We start from the raw sequence: 21,665 nt of genomic DNA on the forward strand, positions 1-21,665 counted from the left end.
GCGAGAAGGGTTGTCGGCGAAGATCACGACGTCGCTCCGCCATCCCCCGCGCACGGCGCAGAGGTTTGGCTGGCCGCACAGGCTGGTTTCTCGCCTGACCGCTGGCTCGTTCGTTGCAACGGTGAAACGCAAGCTGTGCCGCACGCGCCTGCCGCTGGCGACGGAGACCGATGAGCACGCAAGATTCCAGAGGCGCACCCCGCGGGCCGAGCCTGTCGGAGCTCTTGCGGGACCTGGAGCCGGAGATCCTGGCGAAATGGGAGCAGGCCGTCCGAAAGCTCCCCGTCGCTCGCTCCCTCGCGCGCCCGGTCTTGATGGACCACGTGCCCGAGCTCCTCGACCGCATCGCCGAGATGGTCGACGAGATGGCGGCGGGTCGGCCCCCAGAGCCGCCGCAGGAGACGGCCGAGAACCATGCCCGCGATCGCCTGGAAGCCGGCTTCGACCTCGGAGAGGTCGTCGCCGAATACGCCGCGCTCCGGGCCACGATCACGAAGCATTTTTTGCAGAAACAGCTCCTGGCCGAGTACCCCGAGGCCCTTTCGGTCCTGAACTGGGCCATCGACACGGCCGTCGCAGCCTCGGTGGATCGTTATACCCGCGCCAGTAGGCGCACGCTCGAGGCCCTCGACCGAATCTCGACCGCGTCCCTCGAAACCCGGAGCCTGAACGAGCTCTTGCAGCGGCTCCTCGGCGTTTTCCTCGACGCCACGGCTTCCGTCGACACCGCCGTGATCCTCCTGCGTGAGGACGACGTCTTGCGCGTTCGCGCCGCCGTGGGCCTCGAGGAGGAGGTCTCGCAAGGGTTCTCCTTGAGGATCGGCGAGGGATTCGCGGGGACGATTGCAGCGGAGCAGCGCCCGATGTACCTTCGGAACGCTTCGGAGGACCCGCTCGTCAAGAGCCCGATCCTCTGCGCGAAGGGCGTGAAAGCTCTCTATGGGGTTCCTCTCGTCGATGGATCTCGTGTCCTCGGCGTCGCGCACATGGGCTCCCGGGGCACCTCCGAATTCTCCGAGCAGGACAAACATCTCTTCGGCGCCCTCGCCAGTCGCGCCACGACCGCGATTTCTCAATGCATGCTCCGTGAAAGGCTGGAGGTGGAACGGGCCCAGCTCGCGGCCGTCGTCGAGCAGATGCCAGCCGGCGTCGTCCTTGCCGAGGCGCCCTCCGGCAGGATGATCATGGGCAATCGGCAGGTGGCCGAAATTTGGCGCCGCCCGTTCGAGCCGTCGAGCAACATCGAGGAGTATCGGACCTGGCGGGGCTTCCATCTCGTGAATGGTCGGCCTCTGAGGCCCCAGGAATGGGCGCTCGCGCGCGCCATCCTGAACGGCGAAACGGTCCGGCAAGAGCTCCGGATCCTGCGCGGCGACGGCACCTACGGCTTCATCCTGAGTACGAGTGCGCCCATTCGTGACCCCGCGGGGCGCATCGTCGCGGCCGCCGCGGCGCTCGTGGACATCACGGACCGCAAGCGCGCCGAGGAGGAGCGCGAGCGGCTCATCACCGAGATCGATTACGAGCGCATCCGTTACCTCGACCTCATCAACAACCTCGATCACGTCGTCGTGTGGGAGGCGGATCCCAATTCGCTCGCCTTCTCCTTCGTGAGCAGCCGCGCGGCCACTGCGACGGGCTTCACCGCCGAAGAATGGAAACGTTCGCCGAAATTCTGGGCAGCGCACGTCCCACCGGAGGATCTCGACGCGCTCTTGTCCCATTTCCGGCGATGCCAGGACGAAGAGAGCCCCGCCCCCTTCGATCACCGCTTCCTCCGGCGCGACGGTCGGGTGTCCTGGTTGCGGACGGGCGTCCACCTCCTGCGGACCGGGCACAGGGCCCACCTCGTCGGCGTGAGTATGGACGTCACCGAGCTGAAGGCAGCCGTCGGGGCGAGAGACCAGGTCCTCGCCATCGTATCGCACGACCTGCGAAACCCCCTCGCCAGCATCATGGGTGCAGTCCAGTTTTTGACGTTACGCGCGGCCTCCGACGAGGTGCATGCGTGTTTTCGCAAGCCGGCGGACATCATCTCGCGCGCGGCGCAGCAGATGGCGCGAATGATCTCCGACATCGTGGACGTGTCGAGCATCGAGACCGGACACATCATCGTGGTACCGGCGCCCGAACATCCCTATCGGCTCGCGAGTGAGGCCATGGCCGGGTTTCATGATCGTGCGCGCGAAAAGGGGGTATCGCTCCGCAGCGAAATCGCGGCCGAGCTCCCGCGGGTCCACTGCGATCGCGACCGGGTCATGCAGATCTTCGGAAACCTCATCAGCAACGCCATCCAGGTCACCGACCCGGGCGGATCGATCGTCCTTCAGGCCGAGGCGCGCGGCAAGGAGGTCGCCTTCTCGGTCTCGGACACGGGCCGAGGGATCCCGGCGAACGAAATCGGTCATCTCTTCCAGCCTTATTGGCGGAGCACCCGATCGGGCTACAAGGGAAGCGGCCTCGGGCTCGCCATCGTGCAGGGCTTCGTCGCCGCGCACGGCGGCAAGGTCTGGGTCGAGAGCGCGCTCGACAAAGGGACCACGTTCTTTTTCACGCTCCCCGTCGAGGGAGCGGAGCCTCGGGAAGGGCTGTCTCGGGCCGCCTGAATTGGTAACGAAATCGACCACGTTTGCGTGGTCCAATGGGTTACCAGCGACGCAGACCATGGCCGAAATCGTGCGTACTGCGGTATTTGCTATGGTTTTTCCGCGGGCCTGGTTATCCTTCGAAGGGCCTACCGGGCTCTCTCCTCCAAAGGAGGTTTCGCATGTCGACCATCACCCAACGCGTGCTTTGCATCCTGCTCGCGAGCCCCTTGCTCGCGTTTGCCTTGCCCTCGTGCAGTGACGGGACCAGCTCCTCGGGTTCGGCGGGGGCAAGCTCGGGGACCGCAGGTACGGGCGGTACGGGCGGCGTGGGCGGCGCGGGCGGTACGGGCGGCGCGGGCGGCGGCACCGGCGGAACGCCCACGCCCGTCGCGTGCCTCAACCAGTTCTACGAGTGCGGCGACGGCGACGACAACGACGGAGACGGCCGGATCGACTCGAACGATCCCGACTGCCTCGGCGCCTGCGACAACACCGAGGGCAATTTCTTCGGCGGTATCCCTGGGCAGGTCGGCCAGGCATGTATCGTCGACTGCTACTTCGACGCCGATTCGGGCGCCGGCAACGACGGCTGCTACTGGAACCACAACTGCGACCCGCTCGCCGTTGCGCCGAACTTCTACCCGGAGAAATACGAACAGCAGCAGTGCAAGTACGATGCGCAAGCCAATACACCCGGCACGGCCCTCAGCTGCACGGAGCTCTCGCAAGGCCAGTCCCAGGAATGCTACGACTACTGCAAGCCGCTCGTGCCGAACGGCTGCGATTGCTTCGGCTGTTGCGAGCTGCCCGCCGGCAGCAAGAAGTACGTCTGGCTCGGCTCCGAGAACCCGAACGGCAACGGGAGTTGCAGCATCGACGTGCTTTCCGACCCGGACAAATGCCAGCCCTGCACGCCCGTCCCAGGCTGCCAGAACGATTGTGACGTTTGCGAGATCTGCGTCGGCAAGAACGAGCTGCCGCCCGAGTGCTTGACGATGGATGGTGGCATGACCGGGCAATGCGAAGCCGGCATCCAGCCCTGCGGCCTGGAAGGGCAAGACCCCTGCCCGGTCAATAGCTACTGCGTCACCGGGTGCTGCCAGGAAATTCCGAAGTAGCTCGCCTACGAACGTCACTCGTCCTGCATACGCGCCCGGACGAACACGCCGTGCCCCTTCAGGTACGTGCTCGTCCACCCGCCCGTGACGGGGGCATTGGGCGCGAGAATGCAGCTCGAGTCCTGCCCGCAATTGTCGAGCTTCCAGGCGGTCCAGCCGATCCCGTGCGTGTTCATCCACTCGTGCCAGAGGCGTGCGGCGTCCAGGCATACCTGCCCGTCGGTCCCGCCGTCGGCGTGCGTGGCCCCCCACTCCGTCACGAGCAGGGGCAAACCTTTGGCGCGGGCCCCGTCGGCCTTGCCGCGCAGCCAATCGGTGTGCGTGCACGCGTAGAAATGCAAGGTGTACAGAAGGTTCGTCCCGGCCACCGGTGACTCCGCGGCGCGGTCCACGTCCTGCGACCAGTTCGGCGTGCCGAGCACGATCACGTTGTCCGGATCCTTCGCGCGAATCGCCGCGATCACGGCCTCGTGATACGGCTTCAGCGTGCCCTGCCAATCGAGATCCAGAGGCTCGTTGAACGGCTCGTAGATCACGTTGGGTTTGTCGCCGTATTTCGTGGCCATCTCGCTGAAGAACTGGACGGCTTGATCCTTGTGCTGGTGCGCGTTGTGATCGTGCCAATCGATGATCACGTACACGCCCGCGGCGATCGCATTGTCGACGATCTGCTCGACCTGGCTCCGCGCCTTGTCGGGGTTCGTCAGGTACGCCCCATCCGGCTCGACGCCCATGGCGGCGCGGATCACGGTCGCGCGCCAGTTGTTGCGCATCCAGCGTAAAGCCTCGAGGTTCTGCGCGAATCCCTCGTTCTCCCAGTTCAGCCACATGCTGCTCGGGCCCTTGAGCTGCATGCGCTCGCCATGTTCGTCGCGAAGCTCCGCGCCGACCACCGCGAGCTGCCCATGGAGCTCGACCGGCGTGGGGCCCATGTCTCCCGAGCCGACATCCTCGTCCGAGCCCATATCCAGGGGATCGATCGGGGCCGGGGGGCTCTCGGCGCCCCCGGGATCACACCCCGCAACGCCCATGGCAAGGAGCCCGCACGCGCCTAGGACCCACGCGCGTCGGCTCACGGCTCCACCCCCCAGACGAGCGCGCCATTGTGGTAGAGCGTCACCTTGTCCCAATCGGCGAATGCGGTCTTCGTCGGGTCGAACGAGTAATCGTTCGTCTCGTCGTAGCTCGCGTAATCCATCTTGTTGTAACGAGCCTGGATCTCGCCGCTCTGCTGGCCCGGCGTGAGGACGTCGGCGCCGCTGAACGTCACCTCGAGATAATGGTCGGCGTTCGCGCCCGAGGTCGTCATGAACGCGCCCGATACCTTCCCACATCCGACGAGCGCATAGTCGCAGTGGAATACCTCGGTCTGCGAGCCGTTCGTCTCCAGCGTGTAGTAATAACGAATCTGGAGCTCGGCGAGCGGCACGGAGACGTCACTGCCGTTCACGATGTTGAAATGAGGCTTGATCTCGGCGTTCGTCGCGTTGGTATCCGACGCTTTGTACAGAACGTGCAATCCAGCGGGCGGCGCGCCGCCCGCGCCCGAGCTGCTGGAGCTACTCGAGCTGCTGGAACTCGAGCTGCTCGCGCTGGAGCTCGAGCTGCTGGCACTCGAGCTAACGCTACTGGCACTCGAGCTCGAACTGCTCGCGCTGGAACTCGAGCTGCTCGCGCCGCCCGCCCCGCCCGGGCCGCCGCCGCCCGGCCCGCCCGGCCCGCCGCCGCCGGCTCCGGGTTCGAGGCCGCTCCGGTCCGGATCGATTCCATAAGCGCAGGCCGCGAACAGCGCGGCCATCGAGACGACGATCCCCATCCGCGCGGACGACACAACGAAGCCTCTCGTTCGCATGATGAACTCCCTTCCCTCGTCCCGAGAGATCACCAGCCGGCGGGACCGAGGCACGGCCAATGCCATATCATGGTCAGCCGAAAAGATCGACGCCGCCCGCCGCGTCATTCGACCTTGACGCTCGGCGAAAGATGCGGGTAGCGTCGTTGAGAAACGAATTCGATGGCCTTGAAAGATTCCTCGATGACACGAATGCGATGGCCTCGTCGGCGGTTTTTGGCCGCGACGCTCCTCGCCCCGCTCGCGAGCGCGTGCTCCGGGCGGCGCGGCGCGCGGCGTGATCCCGGCGGTGTCCTCACGGTGTCGACCGAGCAGCAGGCCTCCTGGGTGCGCAACTTCAATCCCTTGCTCGCGCCGGGGAACATCCGCTGGCCCACGCGTGCGGGAATCTACGAGCCGCTTTTCATCTATGACACCATCAACGGAAAACTCGTCCCGTGGCTGTCGACCGGCGCCACCTGGAGCCCCGACAAACGGACGCTCCATTGTACCCTCCGCCCCGGCGTGACCTGGTCCGATGGTCAGCCCTTCACGGCCGACGACGTCGTCTTCACATTCGAGATCCTCGGACGCCACAAGGCGCTCGATCTCTTCGGCGTCTGGTCCTTCCTCGACGACGCCCGGGCGCGCGGCGCGGACGAGGTGGTGTTCTCCCTGAAAAAACAATACGTCCCGGGGCTCGTCTACCTCGGGCACCAGCCCATCGTGCCGCGGCACGTGTGGCGGGACGTGAAAGACCCCGTCACGTTCACGAACGAGCGGCCCGTGGCCACCGGCCCGTTCACCGAAATCACGGTCTTTCAGAATCAGGTCTACGAGCTCGGTCGAAACCCGCGGTACTGGCAGCCGGGCAAACCCGCTCTCCGCGGGCTCCGCTTCCCCGCGTATCCCGGCAACGATCAGGCGACGCTCGCGCTCCTCCACGGCGAGGTCGACTGGGCCGGTAACTTCGTGCCCGACGTCGAGCGGCTCTTCGTCGCGAAGGATCCGGCCCACCACCATTACTGGTTCCCGCTCGTGGGCGGCACCGTCATGCTCTATCCCAACGCCGCGCGCGCCCCGCTCTCGGACGAACGCGTACGCAAGGCGATCAGCATGTCGATCGATCGCGCCCTGCTCGTGAAGGTCGCGATGTACGGCTATACGCGCCCCGCCGACGCGACCGGCCTTCACGACGGATACGCGCGTTTTCGCAGCCCCGAGGCCGCGGCGGCCGGCGACTGGATCACGCACGACATGGTCCAAGCCGGGCGGCTGCTCGACGAGGCTGGCTATCCGCGCCGCGCGGATGGCCTACGCGCCTCGGCCGACGGCGCGCCGCTCACGCTCGACGTCCACGTGGTCACGGGCTGGTCCGACTGGATCCGCGCCGCGCAGATCATCGCCCAGGGCCTGCGCGCGCTCGGCGTCACCTCGGCGGCGCGCGCGTACGACTTCAGCGCCTTCTTCGAGAAGCTCCAGAAAGGCGCGTTCGACCTCTCGCTCGGCTGGTCCTCGGACGAGCCCACGCCGTATCATTTTTATCGAGATCTGATGGGCACGGCGACCCTCCGTCCGCTCGGCGATCCCGCCGCGCGCAACTGGCATCGGTTCGGCAGCGAGGAGGCCGACGCCCTGCTCGCGGAATTCGAGGGTGCGGCCGACGAGCGCGACGAGATGCGACTCTCGCACGCGCTCGAGCGCCTGTTCGCCACGCGCGCGCCCGTGATCCCGCTCTTCCCGAACCCGGCCTGGGCCGCGTTCAACACCCGCCATTTCGAGGGTTTTCCGAGCGCGCGGGATCCATACGCCAAACCCTCCCCTTACAGCGCGCCGGAGTGCTTGCTCGTCCTCACGCGGCTCACGCCGCGGAGCGCGTGAGGGCGAAAGGATCACGAGGAGACGGCACGTGCGATACCTCCTGCGACAGCTCGGCCTGTACATCCTCGCGGCCTGGGCCTCGCTCACGCTCAATTTCATCGTCCCGCGCCTCGCGCCCGGCGATCCCGCCTCCGCGATGTTCGCGCGATACAAAGGGCAGCTCCAGCCCGAGGCGCTCGCGGCGCTGCGCGAGGCGTTCGGCTTCACGGGCGGGCCGCTGCACGAGCAATACGTCGCGTACCTCGCGCACCTCTTCCGCGGCGACCTCGGCGTATCGGTCGCGTACTTCCCGGCCAAGGTCACGGATGTCCTCGCGATGGGCCTCGGCTGGACCGCGCTGCTCACGGGCTCCTCCGTGGTCGTCGCGTTCGTCCTCGGATCTTTGCTCGGTGTGATCGCCGCGTGGCGCCGCGGCGGCACGTTCGACACGACGCTGCCGCCGCTCCTCGTGTTCCTCGGCGCGTTTCCTTATTTCTGGCTCGCGATGATGCTGCTTTATGGCTTCGGCTTCACGCTCGACGTGCTGCCGCTGCGCCACGCGTACGCCGACACGCTCGCGCCCTCGCTGAGCTTCTCGTTCGTCGCGAGCGTCGCCGAGCACCTCCTCTTGCCGGCGACCTCGATCGTCCTCGCGAGCGTGGGCGGCTGGACGCTCTCCATGCGCAGCTCGATGATCGGCGTGCTCGCCGAAGATTACGTCACGATGGCGCATGCGAAGGGCCTGTCGCCGCTCCGGATCATGTTCCATTATGCGGCCCGCAACGCGCTCCTGCCGAACGTCACCGGCTTCGGCATGGCGCTCGGGTTCGTCCTCGGCGGGTCGTTGCTCACCGAGATCGTCTTTTCATACCCAGGCCAGGGGTATCTCCTCGTGCAAGCGGTTCGCAGCCAGGACTATCCGCTGATGCAGGGCATCTTCCTGACGATCACCATGGCCGTGCTCGCCGCGAACTTCCTCGTGGACGTGCTTTACGTATGGCTCGACCCGCGGACGCGCGGTCGCTAGGGGCTCGGGAGCGCATCCGATGACGAGCACGAAGATCCCTCGAAAAGCCGCAGTGGGCCTCGTGATCCTCGGGGTGTTTTTCCTGATGGCGCTCGTCGGTCCGCTCGTCGCGCCGTACGACCCCTCGGCGTTCGTCGACATCCCGCTGCAACCGCCCTCGCGCGCGCACCTGCTCGGGACCACGGGGCAAGGGCAAGACGTTTGGTCTCAAACGATCGCAGGCGCGAGGGCGTCGCTGCTCGTCGGCTTCGTGGCCGGGCTCGCGATGACCACGATCGGCGCGATCGTCGGCGCGGTTGCAGGCACGTTCGGCGGCCTCGTCGACGACGCGCTCTCGCTCCTCACGAACGTCTCCCTCGTCATCCCGGGTTTGCCCCTGGCCGTGGTGCTCGCGGCGTATCTGCCCGCGGGTACGAAGGCCCTGCTCGTCGTGCTCGTCGCGACGGGATGGGCCTGGAACGCGCGGGTGATCCGCGCGCAGGTGCTCTCGCTCCGCAACAAGGATTTCGTCGCCGCCGCGATCGTCACGGGCGAGAGCAGGCTCTACATCGTCTTTCGCGAGATCCTGCCCAACATGACGTCGGTCCTCGCGTCGTGCTTCATCAGCGCGACGGTGTACGCGATCGGCGCGCAGGTCGGCCTCGAGTTCCTGGGGCTCGGCGACATGAGCGTCGTGACGTGGGGGACGAACCTCTACTGGGCCAGCAACGACGCCGCGCTCCTGACGGGCGCGTGGTGGACGCTCGTGCCGACGGGCCTCTCCGTCGCGCTCGTCGGCACGGCGCTCGTCCTCGTGAGCTTCTCCCTCGACGAGATCACGAACCCGCGCCTGCGCGCCGTGAGCGACTGGGCGCGCGCCCTCGCCACACGCGGCATCCGCCCCGGCGCGTCGACGCCGGTCGTGAGGGATCATGGGTAGCGCGCCCCTCCTTTCGGTCGAGGATCTCGTCGTCGCATACCAGACGCCCTCGGGCCCGGTGCGCGCGGTCGACGGCGTGTCGTTCGTCCTCGAGCGCGGCGAGGTGCTCGGGCTCGTGGGCGAGTCGGGCAGCGGCAAATCGACCGTCGCGCAGGCGCTCGCGCGCATCCTCACGCCGCCCGCGATGATCACGGGCGGCCGCGTGCTCTTCGAGGGACACGACGTCCTCGCCATGAACGAGGACGAGCTACGCCGCTTTCGCTGGCGCAAGATGTCCTTCGTCCTCCAGAGCGCGATGAACGCGCTCTCTCCTGTCCTGACGATCGGCGATCAGATCATCGACGTCCTCGTCACGCACGAGCGAACGAGCAAGCGCGTCGCGCGGGAGCGAGCCGCCCACTTGCTCGCGCTCGTCGGCATCGACCCCGCGCGGCTCACGAGTCATCCCCACGAGCTCTCGGGCGGCATGCGTCAACGCGTTGGCATCGCCCTCGCGCTCGCTCTCGATCCGCCGCTCGTCGTCATGGACGAACCAACGACGGCGCTCGACGTGGTGGTGCAGCACGAGGTGCTCGCGAAAATCGCCGAGCTGAAAGAGAAGCTCGGTTTGTCCGTGCTCTTCATCACGCACGACATGTCGATCGTGTCGCAATTCGCGACGCGGATCGGCGTGCTCTACGCGGGCCGCCTCGTGGAGATGGCGCCCACGCGCGAGCTCTTCCGCGCGCCGCGACATCCCTACACGAAAGGCCTGCTCGGCTCGTTCGTCCCGATCCACGGGCCACGACGCAGGCTCGTCGGCATCCCGGGCTCTCCCCCCGATCTGCGTCGTTTGCCCGCGGGCTGCGCCTTCCGCGCGCGTTGTAGCGAGGCCGCCGCGCGCTGCGCGACGGAAGCGCCCGCGCTTCGCGTGATCGGCGAGGACCACCACACCGCTTGCCACCTCGTGTCCCCATGAGCGAGCCCGCTCGAACGCCCCCCCTCCTCGAGGCGCAGCACCTCGGCAAGCGCTACCGCGTCGGAGGATGGTTGCGCCCGAAAAACCTCCGGGCCTTGCACGACGCCTCCTTCACGCTCGGCCATCGCGAGATCCTCGCGCTCGTCGGCGAATCGGGCAGCGGAAAGAGCACGATCGCGCGGCTCTGCGTGCGCCTCGAAGCGCCGACGAGCGGGCGCATCCTCCTCGACGGCCGCGACGTTCTTCACGAGGAGCAAGGCCGCGCGACGCTCGCGTATCGCCGCCGCGTGCAGATGATCTTCCAGGACCCGTTCGGCTCCCTGAACCCCGCGCGCACCATCGGCCAGCACCTCGAACGCCCGCTGCTCCTGCATGGCAAAGCAAATGCGGGCGCCGATCTCACCACGCGCGTCCACGCCTTGCTCGACACCGTGGGCCTCGTCCCCGCGCCGGAGGTCGCCGCGAAATACCCGCAGCAGCTCTCCGGCGGACAGCGGCAACGCGTCGCGATCGCGCGCGCCCTCGCCGTGGAGCCGGATCTCATCCTCGCGGACGAACCCGTGAGCATGCTCGACGTCTCGATCCGCGCGGGCATCCTCAACCTGATGCTCGATCTCAAAGAGAAGCGCGGCATCTCGTTCCTGTACATCACGCACGACCTCGCGAGCGCGCGCTACGTCGCGGATCGGATGATGGTGATGTACGCGGGCCACATCGTGGAATCGGGGCCGAGCGAGGCGCTCCTGCAAACGCCGTTGCACCCGTACACGAAGCTCCTGCTCTCGGCGATCCCCGACCTCGAAGGCTCGTTTGCCCGCGGGCTGCCCGCGCGATCCGGCGCGCCCGCGCTCGTCGATCCGCCGCCCGGATGCCCTTTCGCCGCGCGTTGCCCGGACGTCACCGAGGCATGCCGGCGCGAGACCCCGCGCCCCGTCACGCTCGACGAGGGCCGCGTCGTCCGCTGTCACCTGTACCCCGAGCCCTCTCGGGCCCGAAGCGAGTAAACCCAGCGAGGCATCATGTCCAAGTACGTTTTTCCTGACAATTTCGTGTGGGGTACGGCCACGAGCTCGTACCAGATCGAGGGCGCAGCGACCGAGGATGGCCGCGGCGAGTCCATCTGGGACCGGTTCTCGAAGACCCCGGGCAAGGTGAACGACGGCACGAACGGCGACATCGCCTGCGACCATTACCATCGCTACCGCGACGACATCGCGCTCATGAAGGACCTCGGCGTGCGCGCGTATCGCTTCTCGGTGGCATGGCCGCGCATCCTGCCGAAGGGCCGCGGCGAGGTGAACGCGGCAGGCCTCGACTTCTACGATCGGATCGTCGACACGCTGCTCGCCGCAGGCATCGAGCCGTTCGTCACGCTCTACCACTGGGATCTCCCGCAAGCGCTGCAAGACGAGGGCGGGTGGACAAACCGCGCGACAGCCGAGGCGTTCGTCACCTACGCCGACGTGCTCAGCCGACATCTCGGTGATCGTGTCAAGAAGTGGATCACGCACAACGAGCCCTGGTGCGCGTCCCTGCTCAGCCACCAGATCGGCCTGCACGCGCCGGGGATCCGCGATTATCGCGCGGCCCTGTCCGTGAGCCATCACCTGCTCCTCTCGCACGGCCTCGCCGTGCCCGTGCTGCGCAAGAACAGCCCCGGCGCCGAGGTGGGCATCACGCTGAACCTCACGCCCACGGTCCCAGCGTCGCGCAGCGCCGCGGATCTCGACGCAGCAAGGCACCACGACGGCTATTTCAATCGGTGGTTCCTCGATCCGCTCTTCGGCCGTCACTACCCGGCCGACATGGTGGCCGACTACATCAAAGCCGGACACCTGCCGCCCGAAGGCTTCACGGACGTGCGCCCCGGCGACCTCGAGATCATCGCCACCCCCTGCGATTTCCTCGGTGTCAACTACTATAACCGCACAGTCATGCGCAGCGACAAGGTGCCCGAGGAGCAGAACCTGCCGCGGACCGAGCACCTCGCGCCGCGCGAAGAGTGGACGGAGATGGGATGGGAGGTCTATCCAGACGGTCTCCGCCAAATCCTGACGCGCGTGCACCTCGAATACGGGCCGGCCAAGCTCTACGTCACAGAAAACGGGGCAAGTTATTCAGACGGCCCCGACGCCGAAGGGCGCGTGCGAGACGCGCGGCGGACGCAATTCTTGCGCGACCACTTCATCGCAGCGCGCCGCGCAATCGACGCAGGCGCGCCCCTCGCAGGCTATTTCGTGTGGTCCTTGCTCGACAACTTCGAGTGGGAGCGCGGCTACACGCAGCGCTTCGGCATCGTATGGGTGGACTACGAGACGCAGAAGCGCATCCCGAAGGACAGCGCGCTCTGGTACCGCGGCGTCATCGCGGCGAACGGCGTGGTGGATTGATTTCCACAGCGTAGCGCCGGGGCGCTGCCCCGGACCCCGCGGGGGCTGTTCGCCCCTCGACCCGAACCAGGGCAAGCCCTGGACCTCAGGGGGAAGAACTGCGCGATGCGCAGTTCTTCCCACAGGCCAGTGGCAAGACCAGAGACGGCGTTGCCAGTCACGGCGGTCTTGGTTGGCAGGGTCGTCCTTGGTCTTGCCTCGACCTGTTCGATGAACTGCGCGTTGCGCAGTTCATCGACCCCGAGTCCAGCGCTTGCGCTGGTCCGGGGTGCAGGGGGCGGACAGCCCCCTGCTGGGGTGCGGGGCAACGCCCCGCGCCTCAGGGATTCTGCAGCGCCGACTTGACGACTTGCCCGGCTGCGCTCGGATCGCCGTTCCAGTTGGTGATGAGCGACGGGAAATCGCAGCCCTTCGCGTACCACGCCCAGCCGGTCCAGGACATGCCGCGCTCCTTCGCGTATGCGAGCAGCTGGCTCGTGTAGTTCGTCGAGCAGTCGAAGCTCCCGAACTCCGTGATGAATACCGGATCCGTTGCCGCGAGGAAGCCGAATTTCTGCTCCCACGTCCCCGGCTGCTTGTTCCCGAAATCGTACGGGTGCGTGACGTATACGATGTTCGTCCCCTGGATGCGATTTTGCGGCACGCCCGAGAGATCGAAGGCCCAGTCGAGACCCCCGATGAGAACGATGTTCTGCGCGCCGGTGGCCCGGACCGTGTCGTAAAGCTGCTGCATGCCCACGGCCTGAAAGCCCTCGCCGCTATCACCGCCGCTCCGCCAGACCTCCCAGGACACGTCTCGCGGCTCGTTGTAAAGCTCGAACAGCACCCGGCCGTTGTTCTTGTATTTTTCGGCCACGGATTGCCAGAACTTCACGGAGTTCTGATCGGCCATCCGCTGCTGCTTCGTGTCGTAGTTGTTCATGTCCCCGCGATCTGACCAATGCAGATCGAGGATGACGTCGAGCCCGGCCTGCTGCGCCCACTGGATCGCCTGATCGATGTTCTGCTGGTATTGCCCGTCGTAACGGACGTGCCCTGGCAGCCAGAAGCCCTGGTTCAAGGAGAGACGCGTGACGTTCGCGCCCCAGCCCTTGATCTTCTGGAAATCGGCGAGCGAGATGTTCTCGCCCTGGGGCGTCCATTCGTGCGAGGGCCGCGCGAGCCCGCGGAACACGTGGACGCTTCCATTCTCGTCGTAGATCTTGTTCCCCTGCACGTAATACCCGCCCGGGGGTACGGGCGGCGCGCCGCCGCTGCCGCCCGTGCCCGAGCTCGACGAGCTGCCGGAGCTGCTCGATCCCGGCCCGCTCGATGCACTCGACGCGCCCGCGCCGCCCATGCCGCCCACGCCGGGCGTGGAGCCGCCCATACCCATGGTGGACTGGGCGCCGCCCTCGCCGCCTTGACCGCCCGTGAGATTCGACGTCTCGCCGACGTCGCACCCGATCCCCCCGAGCGAGATCCCGAGGAGTGACAGACCGAGGAACAAGAGGCCGCGTCGTGATTGCATGGTTTCCCTCACTCGAAGAAGGAGATGTCGTCGATCCAGATGTCGAAGTTCGCGTTCTGCCCCGCCTGGAAGTGCACGTAATACAACGCGTCCTTCTTGATCGCCGTCAGGTTCTGCTTCGACCAGTTCACGGTCTTGAGCTCTGCGAAGCTGAACTTGAACTCCTGCCAGTCGGTCGTGAGCGTGATGTTCGCGCCGAAGTCGTCGCTGCACGTCGCGCCGCAGTTGCCGGCTTCCGGCGTGGTCTGCGAGTCACCGACGTTGAAGCGCACGGCGCCGCTCGCGCCTGCGCCGACCTTGGCCCAGAAATGCAAACCGTTGAACTGGGACGCATTGAAGGCCTTCTTCGTCAGGCCGTCGTTGTTGAGGTCGAACCCGAAGCCCGCGCCCCACGTCGTGAAGCCGCTTCCCTTCGTGTTTGCCGCGTACATGCTGGAGCCCCGCGCCGGCGACAGCGCGGTCATCTCGAAGGGATCCCCCACGACGGGCGTCTGCGTCGCGCCGTCCGTCTCGTCGTTGTACGTGTACCAGGCGCCCAGCAAGCCCGCGTTCGGGGTGATCGAGCCGTTCTGATCCTCCATATCGTCGATGCTGGTGAGCTTTTGCCCACCGCCGCCGGAGCCGCCGCCGCCGCCCGGACCGCCGCCGCCGGGGCCAGGGCCGGGGCCGCCGCCGCCGCTCGCGCCTGCCCCTCCCCCTCCGGTGGTATCCGTCGAGCCCTCGTCGCACGCGGCGGCTGAGACCACGAGCAAGCCCATCACGACGGCAAAGAAAGCACGATGTTCGTTCACGAATTTCATGGCTGCACCGGACCTTTCGGTGGGAGCGGAGGGGGAACCGCTCGGAAGGAATGCGGATCATCATAGCGGAGCCCCGACGCGACCACAATGCGCCGCGCGGGATTCCGTTTTTGCTTCATTCGTTCGAGGAGATCAGATTCGACCTTTTTCGTCGAGGAACGCGGCGACCCAGGCGAGCGGCGCATTCCAGTTGATGGTGATCTCGTTCAAGCCCCAGGCCTCGATGTGGTCGATGAAGCACTTCTGCGGCGCGCATCCGGCGAGCCCCGCGGCCTGCCCATACGGATCATCGAGGCCCGAGTTCGGGCCGCCCGAGACCGCGCCGGGCGGCGCCGTCGGGAACTTCGCGTCCACCTGATTCGCCCAGAATCGATGGTGCGGGTTCTTGAGCGGATTCGACCCGTAGCCGGTCACGTACGACTGCACCATCGGGTTCTTGCCAAGGATGTAATCCATCCCCTCAATCGCGCCGCCGAGGTACTTCGGCTTGCTCGTGAAATCGTGCGCGAGCGCGAGGACCACGAGGTTGTTCAGCAGGAACGAGTTCGAGCCCCAGGGATACTTGCGCGACCCTCCTGCCTTGAAGGGCAAACGATACCCCTCGGCGTCGAGAATGCCGAGGTACGCGTCCGCGGCCGCGACGACGCTCGAGCGCATGGCCGCGACGAGATCCTTGTCGAGCTTGTTCGGGACGATGGCGAGCGAAATCGTGCCGAGCGCCTGCGTCATCTGCCACGTCATGGACGATGGCGCGCCGGCGCCCGTGCCACCGGCCGTCTGGGGGACGGCCATGTAATGCTTCGACTTCGTGAGGGCCGTCTGGTACTCGTCCTTGCCCGTCGTGATGAAGAGCTCGGCCGCGGCCCAGTAAAACTCGTCGCTCACGTCGATGTCGTCGTATGGCCCGCCGCCCTGGTTGTCGCTCGCCGGCGCGTACACCGCCGGGTTCGCCTTCGCCGCGGCCCAGGCCTTCTCCGCGGCGGCCAAGGCTTTCGCCGAGAACGCCGGATCGAACGTCTTCCAGATCCGCGCCGCCTGCGCCGCGTTCGCCGCGAGGTTCAAGGTCGCCGAAGTGCTCGGCGGGCGCAAAAACCGCTTCATGTTGGCCTCGTGCGGCGCGAGCCCGAGGCCGGTCCATTTCTCGTCGTGGACCTTGTGGTGCACCATGCCCGCGCGCGGCTGCCCGTCCGGCACCTGCATCTTGAGCATCCACTCGAGCTCGTACCGCGCCTCGTCGAGGACGTCCGGGACCCCGTTCTTGTTCTCGGGGATCGCGAGCTTCCCGTCCCCGAAATCGTTCACGCTCGTACCGAGGTGCTTCGCCCGCTCGTACTGCGCGAGCATCGTCCAGACCGAGATGCCCCCGTTGACCACGTATTTGCCGTGATCGCCGGCGTCGTACCAGCCACCGGACACGTCGAGCGAATACGAGCAGCCCGTCCCCGGCGCGCACGGCACGCTCTTGTCGCTCGTGTGGCCAGCGGGGCGCGTCCATTTCTCCTCGCCCGCGTAAGGCATGGTGATCGGCATGCCGCTGCGGTTGTGGTAGAAATAAGCGAGCGCATCGTACTTGAGCTTCCCGTAAAGATCCTTCCGGACGTCGAAGGGAAAACTCGTCTCGCCCTCGACGCGGAGCTCGTACTTGTCGCCGGGCTTCGCGAACGAGCTGAAATCCACGACGTGGACGTGCTCGCCGGACGCGGGATCGTCGCCGAAGACCGCCGTCGTCCCCTTGGCGACCGACTCCTTGCCCTCCCGGACGATCTCCCACGCGAGGGGCTTGTTCGGCACCGCCTTCACGATCGCCTTTTTCACGAGCCCCGGGAAATACCCGACCTGGTTGACCCGCACCTTGGGCAGCTTCACCTGCGGCGGCGGCGGCGGTGCCTTGAAGTCGGGGTCGTCCAGACGAATGTCGTCCAGACAAACGGTCACGCCGCCTTCTGCGGCGAGGCCCCCGCCCATGTGAAAGGCGAGCTCCGCCGTCGGATCGTCGCCCCTGCCCATGACGAACGCGCCCTCGAAGCGTTGCGGCTTCGTTTTCAGCTCGATGGTGCTCGACCAGTACTCGGCGTACGGCGGCCCGGCCATGCCCACCTTGGGCCGGACCCGCGTGGGTTTGCTCGCCCAGGCTTTGAAACGCACGGTGTACGTGTGGCCGCGCTTGATGACCATCTCGCGATGGCGGACCTGTGCGTCCCAGGGGTTCGCCCCTTTGTCGTCGATCTTCAGGCAAAACGCGCCGTTCTCGACCGCCGCCTTGCCCGTCGCGGGCGCGCTGAACGACGTCGTCCACGGCAAGCTCGTGCCGTCCTCGAAATCGGTGTTCTTGAGCAGGTTGTTGCCGCCCTGCGGCGCCACCTGCGGCGCGTTCGCCACGGGCCCGGAGCCCGGGTCGCTCGGCGCATTCGGATCTTGCGAACCGGCGCCGGGCGCGCAGCCCGAGAGCAGAAGCGCCGCGTACAGTATGCTCGATGAGGTCACGTTGCGCATGACAAACCTCGCGGAACGTCCCCGCATCACGGACAACCCGTGAACTGGATGTCGTCGACGTAGATATCGTAGTCGGCCCCGGTCGTGTTCACCTGCCACTGAATGCCGAACATCTTCGCGCTCTCGATCCCGTCGGGCCGCGGCTGGCCCCACCCGGCCTGCTGCTGCGCGGCGCTGAACAGGACGACGTACTGCGTCCACGTCGTCGTGAGCTCGATATCCATGCCGAAGTCGTTGAAGCACTCCGTGCAGACCTTGCCCTCCGGATCCGTGTTCGCGTCAGGCAATTTGATGCGCACGTGGCCCGTCGAGTTTTCGCCGCGCTTCGCCCAGAACGAGATGCCCTTGTACTGCGAGACGTCGAAGGGCGCCTTCGGATCGACGAAATTGAAGCCCATGCCCGCGAAGATCGTGCCCGATCCGCCGAGCTTGCCGTTCATGCGCGCCGAGCTCTGCGAGCCGTTCGCGCCGCCAGGGCTCATCGAAAACGTGCCGCCCAGCGCGCCCGCCTGCGGCGTGACCGTCGAGCCGCCCTTGTCGGCGAACGTGTACCAGTAACCGCCCCGGCCTTTGCTCACCGCGAGCTGGTTGTTGTTGTCCTCGCCGTCGTCGAGCACTCCATCGGCCGGACAAAGCTTGGCGTCCGGCGAATCGAGGTTCGTGCCCGCGCCCGCGCCAGCACCAGCGCCCCCGCCGCCCGGCGGGCGCGGGATGCATCCGGAGATCGCCGGCACGAACGCGCAAATCGCGACGAAGGCCCCCATCGAGTACGTGATTGCCTTGTTCATGTTCGCCCTCACCACCAGATCGAGGCCTGCAGCCGGATGACGTTGAGATCAGGCCGGGTCGCCGGCGCGCCGCGTGTCCCCGGATCCTGGTTCGTCGTGGTCGCGCCGAAGCCGTCCGGGAGCGTGGGCGCCGCCGGCGGCTGCGTGCAGAGCTGCGGGGTGGCCGGATCGCACTCCCGCACGTTGAAGAAGTAACGCGAATACTGCAGGGAGATCTCCTCGTGCGCGAGCCAATCCGAGCGGAAGATGAGCCGCGGCGAGAGAATCGCGAACGACTGCTCGGGGATCTTGGAGTTCGGCTGCAGGCGATCGAAGCGCAGGCCGAGCCCGAACCACGATTTGATGCGGCCATTGAGGTCGAAGCCGTACTTGAACTTCCGGACGCCATCCATGTCGGGGTCGTCGCTCGAGATGAAGTTCGCCATGGTGAAGGCCGCGATCTTGAGGTCGGGCCCCTCGCCCCAGTAGCGTTGCCCCGGGGTCTTCATGTTCGAGAGGATGTTGGCGATGCTGAGCTCGTATTGCGCGAGCAGCGTGTTCACCGCGCCGTTGCCGTTGCTCTGGCGGGTCGGGCCGTCGAGGTAGTTGCTCGTGATGCCGAGCGCGAACTCGCCGCCGCCGTTCGCATGGATCACCTCGACCGCGGGCCCGACGACCCGCGCGTTCTCCGCGGAGACGCGCGAAAAACCCGCGTAGAGATAGCCGAACATGTTCGCGTCGACGCGCACGTCCGCGCCGATCACGCTCATGTTGCCGTTCGGCACGTTCGTCAGCGCCGAGCCGGGCCGATCCTCCTCCTGCGCCCAGGTATAGAAATGGTGCAAGGAGAGGTCGACCGTCTTTTTCCAGCTCACGCCGGCATGCAGGTGGTTCACGAGCGTGAAGCGGGCATCGTTGTAGATGCTCGGGTTCGGGCGCCGCACGCCGAAGCCCTGCTCGCCCCACAAGGTAAAGTCCTTGACGTCGATCTCCATGCGGAGCGTCTCGCCCAGCGTGTGCGTGCGGCCGAAGAGGAACGTGTCGTAATACCCGGCGTCGTACCGGCCCGCCATTCCATACCGACCCCAGAAGCTGCCGACCTTGGCCTCCAGCCGGACGTTCATCCACGGCAGCTCCGGCGTCAGCGTGACCCAGCCCTGCGCAATGCCGAACTGCGCAAGGTTCTCCTTCCACGCGGCGTCCGTGAAGTTGAAGGCGAGGATGCCCGCCGTGGCCTTGGCCCACCCCTTCGAGTAGCTGAAGTAGAGCTCGGCCCAGTCGCGCGCCTGGTGGCCGCTGTATTGCCAGTTCAGGTATTGATCGTCCGGCACGACGGGCGCGTGCAGGGTCGTCTTGCTCTGATCCGGCAGGGGGTTGTCGCGGGCGCCGATGCCGATTCGCATCGGGGCGCGAAAATAGCCATGAAACTCGAATCCTTCGGACTTGTTCGCGCCATTGCCCCCGGAACCCGAGATCACGGGGCTCGAGTTGCCGAAGCTCGGCGGAGGGCCCTGGGGCGTCTGCACATCCGGCGCGGGCGGCTTCTGCGCCGATTGCGCGGCCGCGGGCTTCGCAGGCGCGGAGGGCGCGGAGCCCCCTCCCGCGCTCGTGTTTTGCATCTGCACGACCGGAGCGTCCTCGTCGGCAGGCTTCGGATCCCCCTGCGCCAGCGCCGGCAAAGGCACGAGCACACCACAGAGCAGCATGGTCAACGAGGACAAACGCATTGGAGCTCCTCTCACCACCCCTGAACGAAACATTTTTGCGTACACGGCGAATCAGAAGCCGTGTGAATACCCAAGCGTGGCGCCGAGCGTGGTGCCCGAGGCGCCGAAGAGCTGCATCACCCGGACCTCCGCGACGGGCCCGGTGTTCGGCCGGATCGCGTACATCGCGCCGCCGCCGGCCGCGATGAAGACGAGGCCCGATTTTTTCCACGCGTCGAGGACGAGCCTCTTGTCCGCGATGAAGTCCTGCTCGGTATTGTACACCGTGACCTTGACCGAGGCGTCGACCTGCGCGAGCCCGCCGCCGAGCGTCAAGAAGGGCCGCAGCCCCGTCCCGGCGAACGGATCGGCGCCGAACCAGTAGGCCGCCCGCGCCTCGGCGTGAACGGGCACGAACGCCGCGCCGCCCGGCGCCTGCGGCCCGCCGCCGAACACGAACCCGGCGCGCAGCCCGGCCGTGAAGTTTTTCCCGAACACCCGCTCGTACCCGATGAAGATCCGCGTGGTCGCGACCGCGAGACCCCCGGCGACCTCGCCGCCGGACTTGTCGTAGGGGATGGCCTCGTAGAAATCATCCCCCGAAAAGCAGCTATACTCGTTCCCGCCGGAACACGTGCCGGTCGTGCCCGACAGCCCCAGAAAATCTTGCTGGAGGCCGAGCGTCACCCAATTCTTCCGGGCGACGGATGGCGCCTCCGGCGGTTTGTCGCAGGGCTCTCCCTCCGGGCAGGTCTTTTCCTCGCCCGGCTTGGGACACCCGAGCAGCCCCGGCGGGCAATCCGCCGCCTCGGAACACTTCGCGGGCGGCGCCTGCCCCGGGAGCGAAGGCGAGGCGCCTTCAATCTGGAGCTTGATCGCCACGTTCAGCGGATCTTTCCGGGTGCCGGCAAAAGCGACGACGTTGTTGTCCTTGTCGAAAGCCTGAATGAAATATTTGAGCTGCCCGGTCACGCTGCCGACGTCGAGACAGGGGACCTCGACTCCATACCCCTGCGTCACCTTCGGCATCTCCAGCGTCTTCCAGGCCGAGGCGCCGAAAGGCCGATACTGGAGCACGACCTTCGTGGCCTCCACGCCGTCTGGCAGCTCCGTATAGATCGGGACCGGCGTCATCACCGTCTGCTCGGGCGGGGGCGTGTGCACGAGATCGCCTTGCGCCGGTGCGGGCGCGACAGGCCCTGGGTTCGGTGTCGGGTTCGGGGGCGGAGACTCGGGATTGCCTCCGCCGCCGATGCCGGCCGCAGCTTTTGCGTCCTTGAAGACGGTCTCGATCTCCTCGGAGGTGAGATCCGGATCGAGCGTGATCTCGGGATCGGCCTTGAGCGCCGCGACGAACTCGGCCTTCCCCTCCTCGATCTTGCTCATCCCGCCGGCATAAACGACGCCGAGGTCCCGGTGCAGCCGCGCCACCACCTTGTTCGAACAGGACTTCGGGCCGCAGAGCGTGAGCGCCTGTTTGAGCTTTTTCTCCGCCTCGGCGAACTTGGTGCCCAAATAATCCGCCTCGATTGCTTTTTTCGCCAGATCGAGCGCAGCGTCGTCGTTCGGCTCCGCGTTTGCCACCCGCGCGGTGGCGACGACAAAATGAAACAAGGCGACGGACACGGCGCGCGACAGCGCCCCCGAGAAGCGGCGGTCCATGAATTAGGCACACTACACGATTTACCGTATCTCTTA

16 protein-coding genes are annotated in these 21,665 nt (G+C 66.7%); 8 read left to right on the forward strand and 8 right to left on the reverse strand.

The genetic code is table 11. The features are described 5' to 3' along the window. Positions 1–170 precede the first annotated feature (170 nt). Positions 171–2,606, forward strand: a complete 2,436-nt coding sequence (locus KEG38_RS24690; protein ID WP_272422343.1) for an ATP-binding protein — start codon at positions 171–173, stop codon at positions 2,604–2,606. Between the two features lie 161 nt (positions 2,607–2,767). Beyond that, positions 2,768–3,706, forward strand: a complete 939-nt coding sequence (locus KEG38_RS24695; protein ID WP_272422344.1) for a hypothetical protein — start codon at positions 2,768–2,770, stop codon at positions 3,704–3,706. 14 nt (positions 3,707–3,720) lie between these two features. Here the strand turns inward: KEG38_RS24695 and KEG38_RS24700 are convergent, their stop codons facing one another. Then, on the reverse strand, positions 3,721–4,782 hold the full coding sequence (locus tag KEG38_RS24700) for a glycoside hydrolase family 5 protein (protein WP_272422345.1): 1,062 nt from the start codon (positions 4,780–4,782) through the stop codon (positions 3,721–3,723). Then, a complete protein-coding gene (locus KEG38_RS24705; protein ID WP_272422346.1) occupies positions 4,779–5,558 on the reverse strand; it encodes a cellulose binding domain-containing protein in 780 nt (259 codons plus the stop codon). The genes KEG38_RS24700 and KEG38_RS24705 overlap by 4 nt, the downstream gene beginning before the upstream one ends. 192 nt (positions 5,559–5,750) lie before the next feature. Here KEG38_RS24705 and KEG38_RS24710 point away from each other — a divergent pair, with 192 nt between their 5' ends. The 6 genes from KEG38_RS24710 to KEG38_RS24735 are packed head-to-tail and all read left to right on the forward strand — an operon-like array spanning position 5,751 to position 12,691. Then, positions 5,751–7,418: an ABC transporter substrate-binding protein gene (locus tag KEG38_RS24710; protein WP_272422347.1), complete on the forward strand. Its 1,668-nt coding sequence runs from the start codon at positions 5,751–5,753 to the stop codon at positions 7,416–7,418. Between the two features lie 28 nt (positions 7,419–7,446). Beyond that, complete coding sequence (locus tag KEG38_RS24715) at positions 7,447–8,424, forward strand: ABC transporter permease (protein ID WP_272422348.1); 978 nt, start codon at positions 7,447–7,449, stop codon at positions 8,422–8,424. Between the two features lie 19 nt (positions 8,425–8,443). Then, positions 8,444–9,343, forward strand: a complete 900-nt coding sequence (locus tag KEG38_RS24720) for an ABC transporter permease (RefSeq protein ID WP_272422349.1) — start codon at positions 8,444–8,446, stop codon at positions 9,341–9,343. Then, entirely contained in the window at positions 9,336–10,301 is a 966-nt protein-coding gene (locus tag KEG38_RS24725) for an ABC transporter ATP-binding protein (RefSeq protein ID WP_272422350.1), read from the forward strand. The genes KEG38_RS24720 and KEG38_RS24725 overlap by 8 nt, the downstream gene beginning before the upstream one ends. Beyond that, positions 10,298–11,305, forward strand: coding sequence for an ABC transporter ATP-binding protein (locus KEG38_RS24730; protein WP_272422351.1), 1,008 nt, complete (start codon positions 10,298–10,300; stop codon positions 11,303–11,305). The genes KEG38_RS24725 and KEG38_RS24730 overlap by 4 nt, the downstream gene beginning before the upstream one ends. 15 nt (positions 11,306–11,320) lie before the next feature. Next, entirely contained in the window at positions 11,321–12,691 is a 1,371-nt protein-coding gene (locus KEG38_RS24735; RefSeq protein WP_272422352.1) for a GH1 family beta-glucosidase, read from the forward strand. A 319-nt stretch (positions 12,692–13,010) separates the two neighbouring features. Here KEG38_RS24735 and KEG38_RS24740 read toward each other — a convergent pair whose 3' ends face one another. The 6 genes from KEG38_RS24740 to KEG38_RS24765 all read right to left on the reverse strand — a co-directional run bounded on the left by KEG38_RS24740 (position 13,011) and on the right by KEG38_RS24765 (position 21,629). After that, positions 13,011–14,201 carry a glycoside hydrolase family 5 protein gene (locus KEG38_RS24740; RefSeq protein WP_272422353.1) on the reverse strand — a complete coding sequence of 397 codons (1,191 nt, stop codon included), beginning with the start codon at positions 14,199–14,201 and terminating at the stop codon, positions 13,011–13,013. An 8-nt stretch (positions 14,202–14,209) separates the two neighbouring features. After that, a complete protein-coding gene (locus tag KEG38_RS24745; RefSeq protein ID WP_272422355.1) occupies positions 14,210–15,001 on the reverse strand; it encodes a hypothetical protein in 792 nt (263 codons plus the stop codon). Between the two features lie 132 nt (positions 15,002–15,133). Then, on the reverse strand, positions 15,134–17,494 hold the full coding sequence (locus KEG38_RS24750) for a glycoside hydrolase family 9 protein (RefSeq protein WP_272422356.1): 2,361 nt from the start codon (positions 17,492–17,494) through the stop codon (positions 15,134–15,136). A 26-nt stretch (positions 17,495–17,520) separates the two neighbouring features. Next, the gene (locus tag KEG38_RS24755) at positions 17,521–18,282 is read right to left on the reverse strand and encodes a CIA30 family protein (RefSeq protein WP_272422357.1); all 762 of its coding nucleotides are present in this window, start codon (positions 18,280–18,282) and stop codon (positions 17,521–17,523) included. 8 nt (positions 18,283–18,290) lie between these two features. Further along, the gene (locus KEG38_RS24760) at positions 18,291–19,988 is read right to left on the reverse strand and encodes a hypothetical protein (protein WP_272422358.1); all 1,698 of its coding nucleotides are present in this window, start codon (positions 19,986–19,988) and stop codon (positions 18,291–18,293) included. A 51-nt stretch (positions 19,989–20,039) separates the two neighbouring features. Next, a complete protein-coding gene (locus KEG38_RS24765; protein WP_272422359.1) occupies positions 20,040–21,629 on the reverse strand; it encodes a hypothetical protein in 1,590 nt (529 codons plus the stop codon). Between the last annotated feature and the right edge of the window lie 36 nt (positions 21,630–21,665).

Origin of the sequence: Polyangium jinanense, assembly GCF_028435265.1 — a bacterium.
GTDB classification, from domain to species: domain Bacteria; phylum Myxococcota_A; class Polyangia; order Polyangiales; family Polyangiaceae; genus Polyangium; species Polyangium jinanense.

Excerpts from the sequence above, each read along its gene's own strand:
- KEG38_RS24690 (WP_272422343.1), top strand. The coding sequence starts at position 171 with ATGAGCACGCAAGATTCCAGAGGCGCACCCCGCGGGCCGAGCCTGTCG.
- KEG38_RS24695 (WP_272422344.1), top strand. The coding sequence starts at position 2,768 with ATGTCGACCATCACCCAACGCGTGCTTTGCATCCTGCTCGCGAGCCCC.
- KEG38_RS24705 (WP_272422346.1), bottom strand. The coding sequence starts at position 5,558 with ATGCGAACGAGAGGCTTCGTTGTGTCGTCCGCGCGGATGGGGATCGTC.
- KEG38_RS24710 (WP_272422347.1), top strand. The coding sequence starts at position 5,751 with ATGCGATGGCCTCGTCGGCGGTTTTTGGCCGCGACGCTCCTCGCCCCG.
- KEG38_RS24720 (WP_272422349.1), top strand. The coding sequence starts at position 8,444 with ATGACGAGCACGAAGATCCCTCGAAAAGCCGCAGTGGGCCTCGTGATC.
- KEG38_RS24725 (WP_272422350.1), top strand. The coding sequence starts at position 9,336 with ATGGGTAGCGCGCCCCTCCTTTCGGTCGAGGATCTCGTCGTCGCATAC.
- KEG38_RS24730 (WP_272422351.1), top strand. The coding sequence starts at position 10,298 with ATGAGCGAGCCCGCTCGAACGCCCCCCCTCCTCGAGGCGCAGCACCTC.
- KEG38_RS24735 (WP_272422352.1), top strand. The coding sequence starts at position 11,321 with ATGTCCAAGTACGTTTTTCCTGACAATTTCGTGTGGGGTACGGCCACG.
- KEG38_RS24740 (WP_272422353.1), bottom strand. The coding sequence starts at position 14,201 with ATGCAATCACGACGCGGCCTCTTGTTCCTCGGTCTGTCACTCCTCGGG.
- KEG38_RS24745 (WP_272422355.1), bottom strand. The coding sequence starts at position 15,001 with ATGAAATTCGTGAACGAACATCGTGCTTTCTTTGCCGTCGTGATGGGC.
- KEG38_RS24750 (WP_272422356.1), bottom strand. The coding sequence starts at position 17,494 with ATGCGCAACGTGACCTCATCGAGCATACTGTACGCGGCGCTTCTGCTC.
- KEG38_RS24755 (WP_272422357.1), bottom strand. The coding sequence starts at position 18,282 with ATGAACAAGGCAATCACGTACTCGATGGGGGCCTTCGTCGCGATTTGC.
- KEG38_RS24760 (WP_272422358.1), bottom strand. The coding sequence starts at position 19,988 with ATGCGTTTGTCCTCGTTGACCATGCTGCTCTGTGGTGTGCTCGTGCCT.
- KEG38_RS24765 (WP_272422359.1), bottom strand. The coding sequence starts at position 21,629 with ATGGACCGCCGCTTCTCGGGGGCGCTGTCGCGCGCCGTGTCCGTCGCC.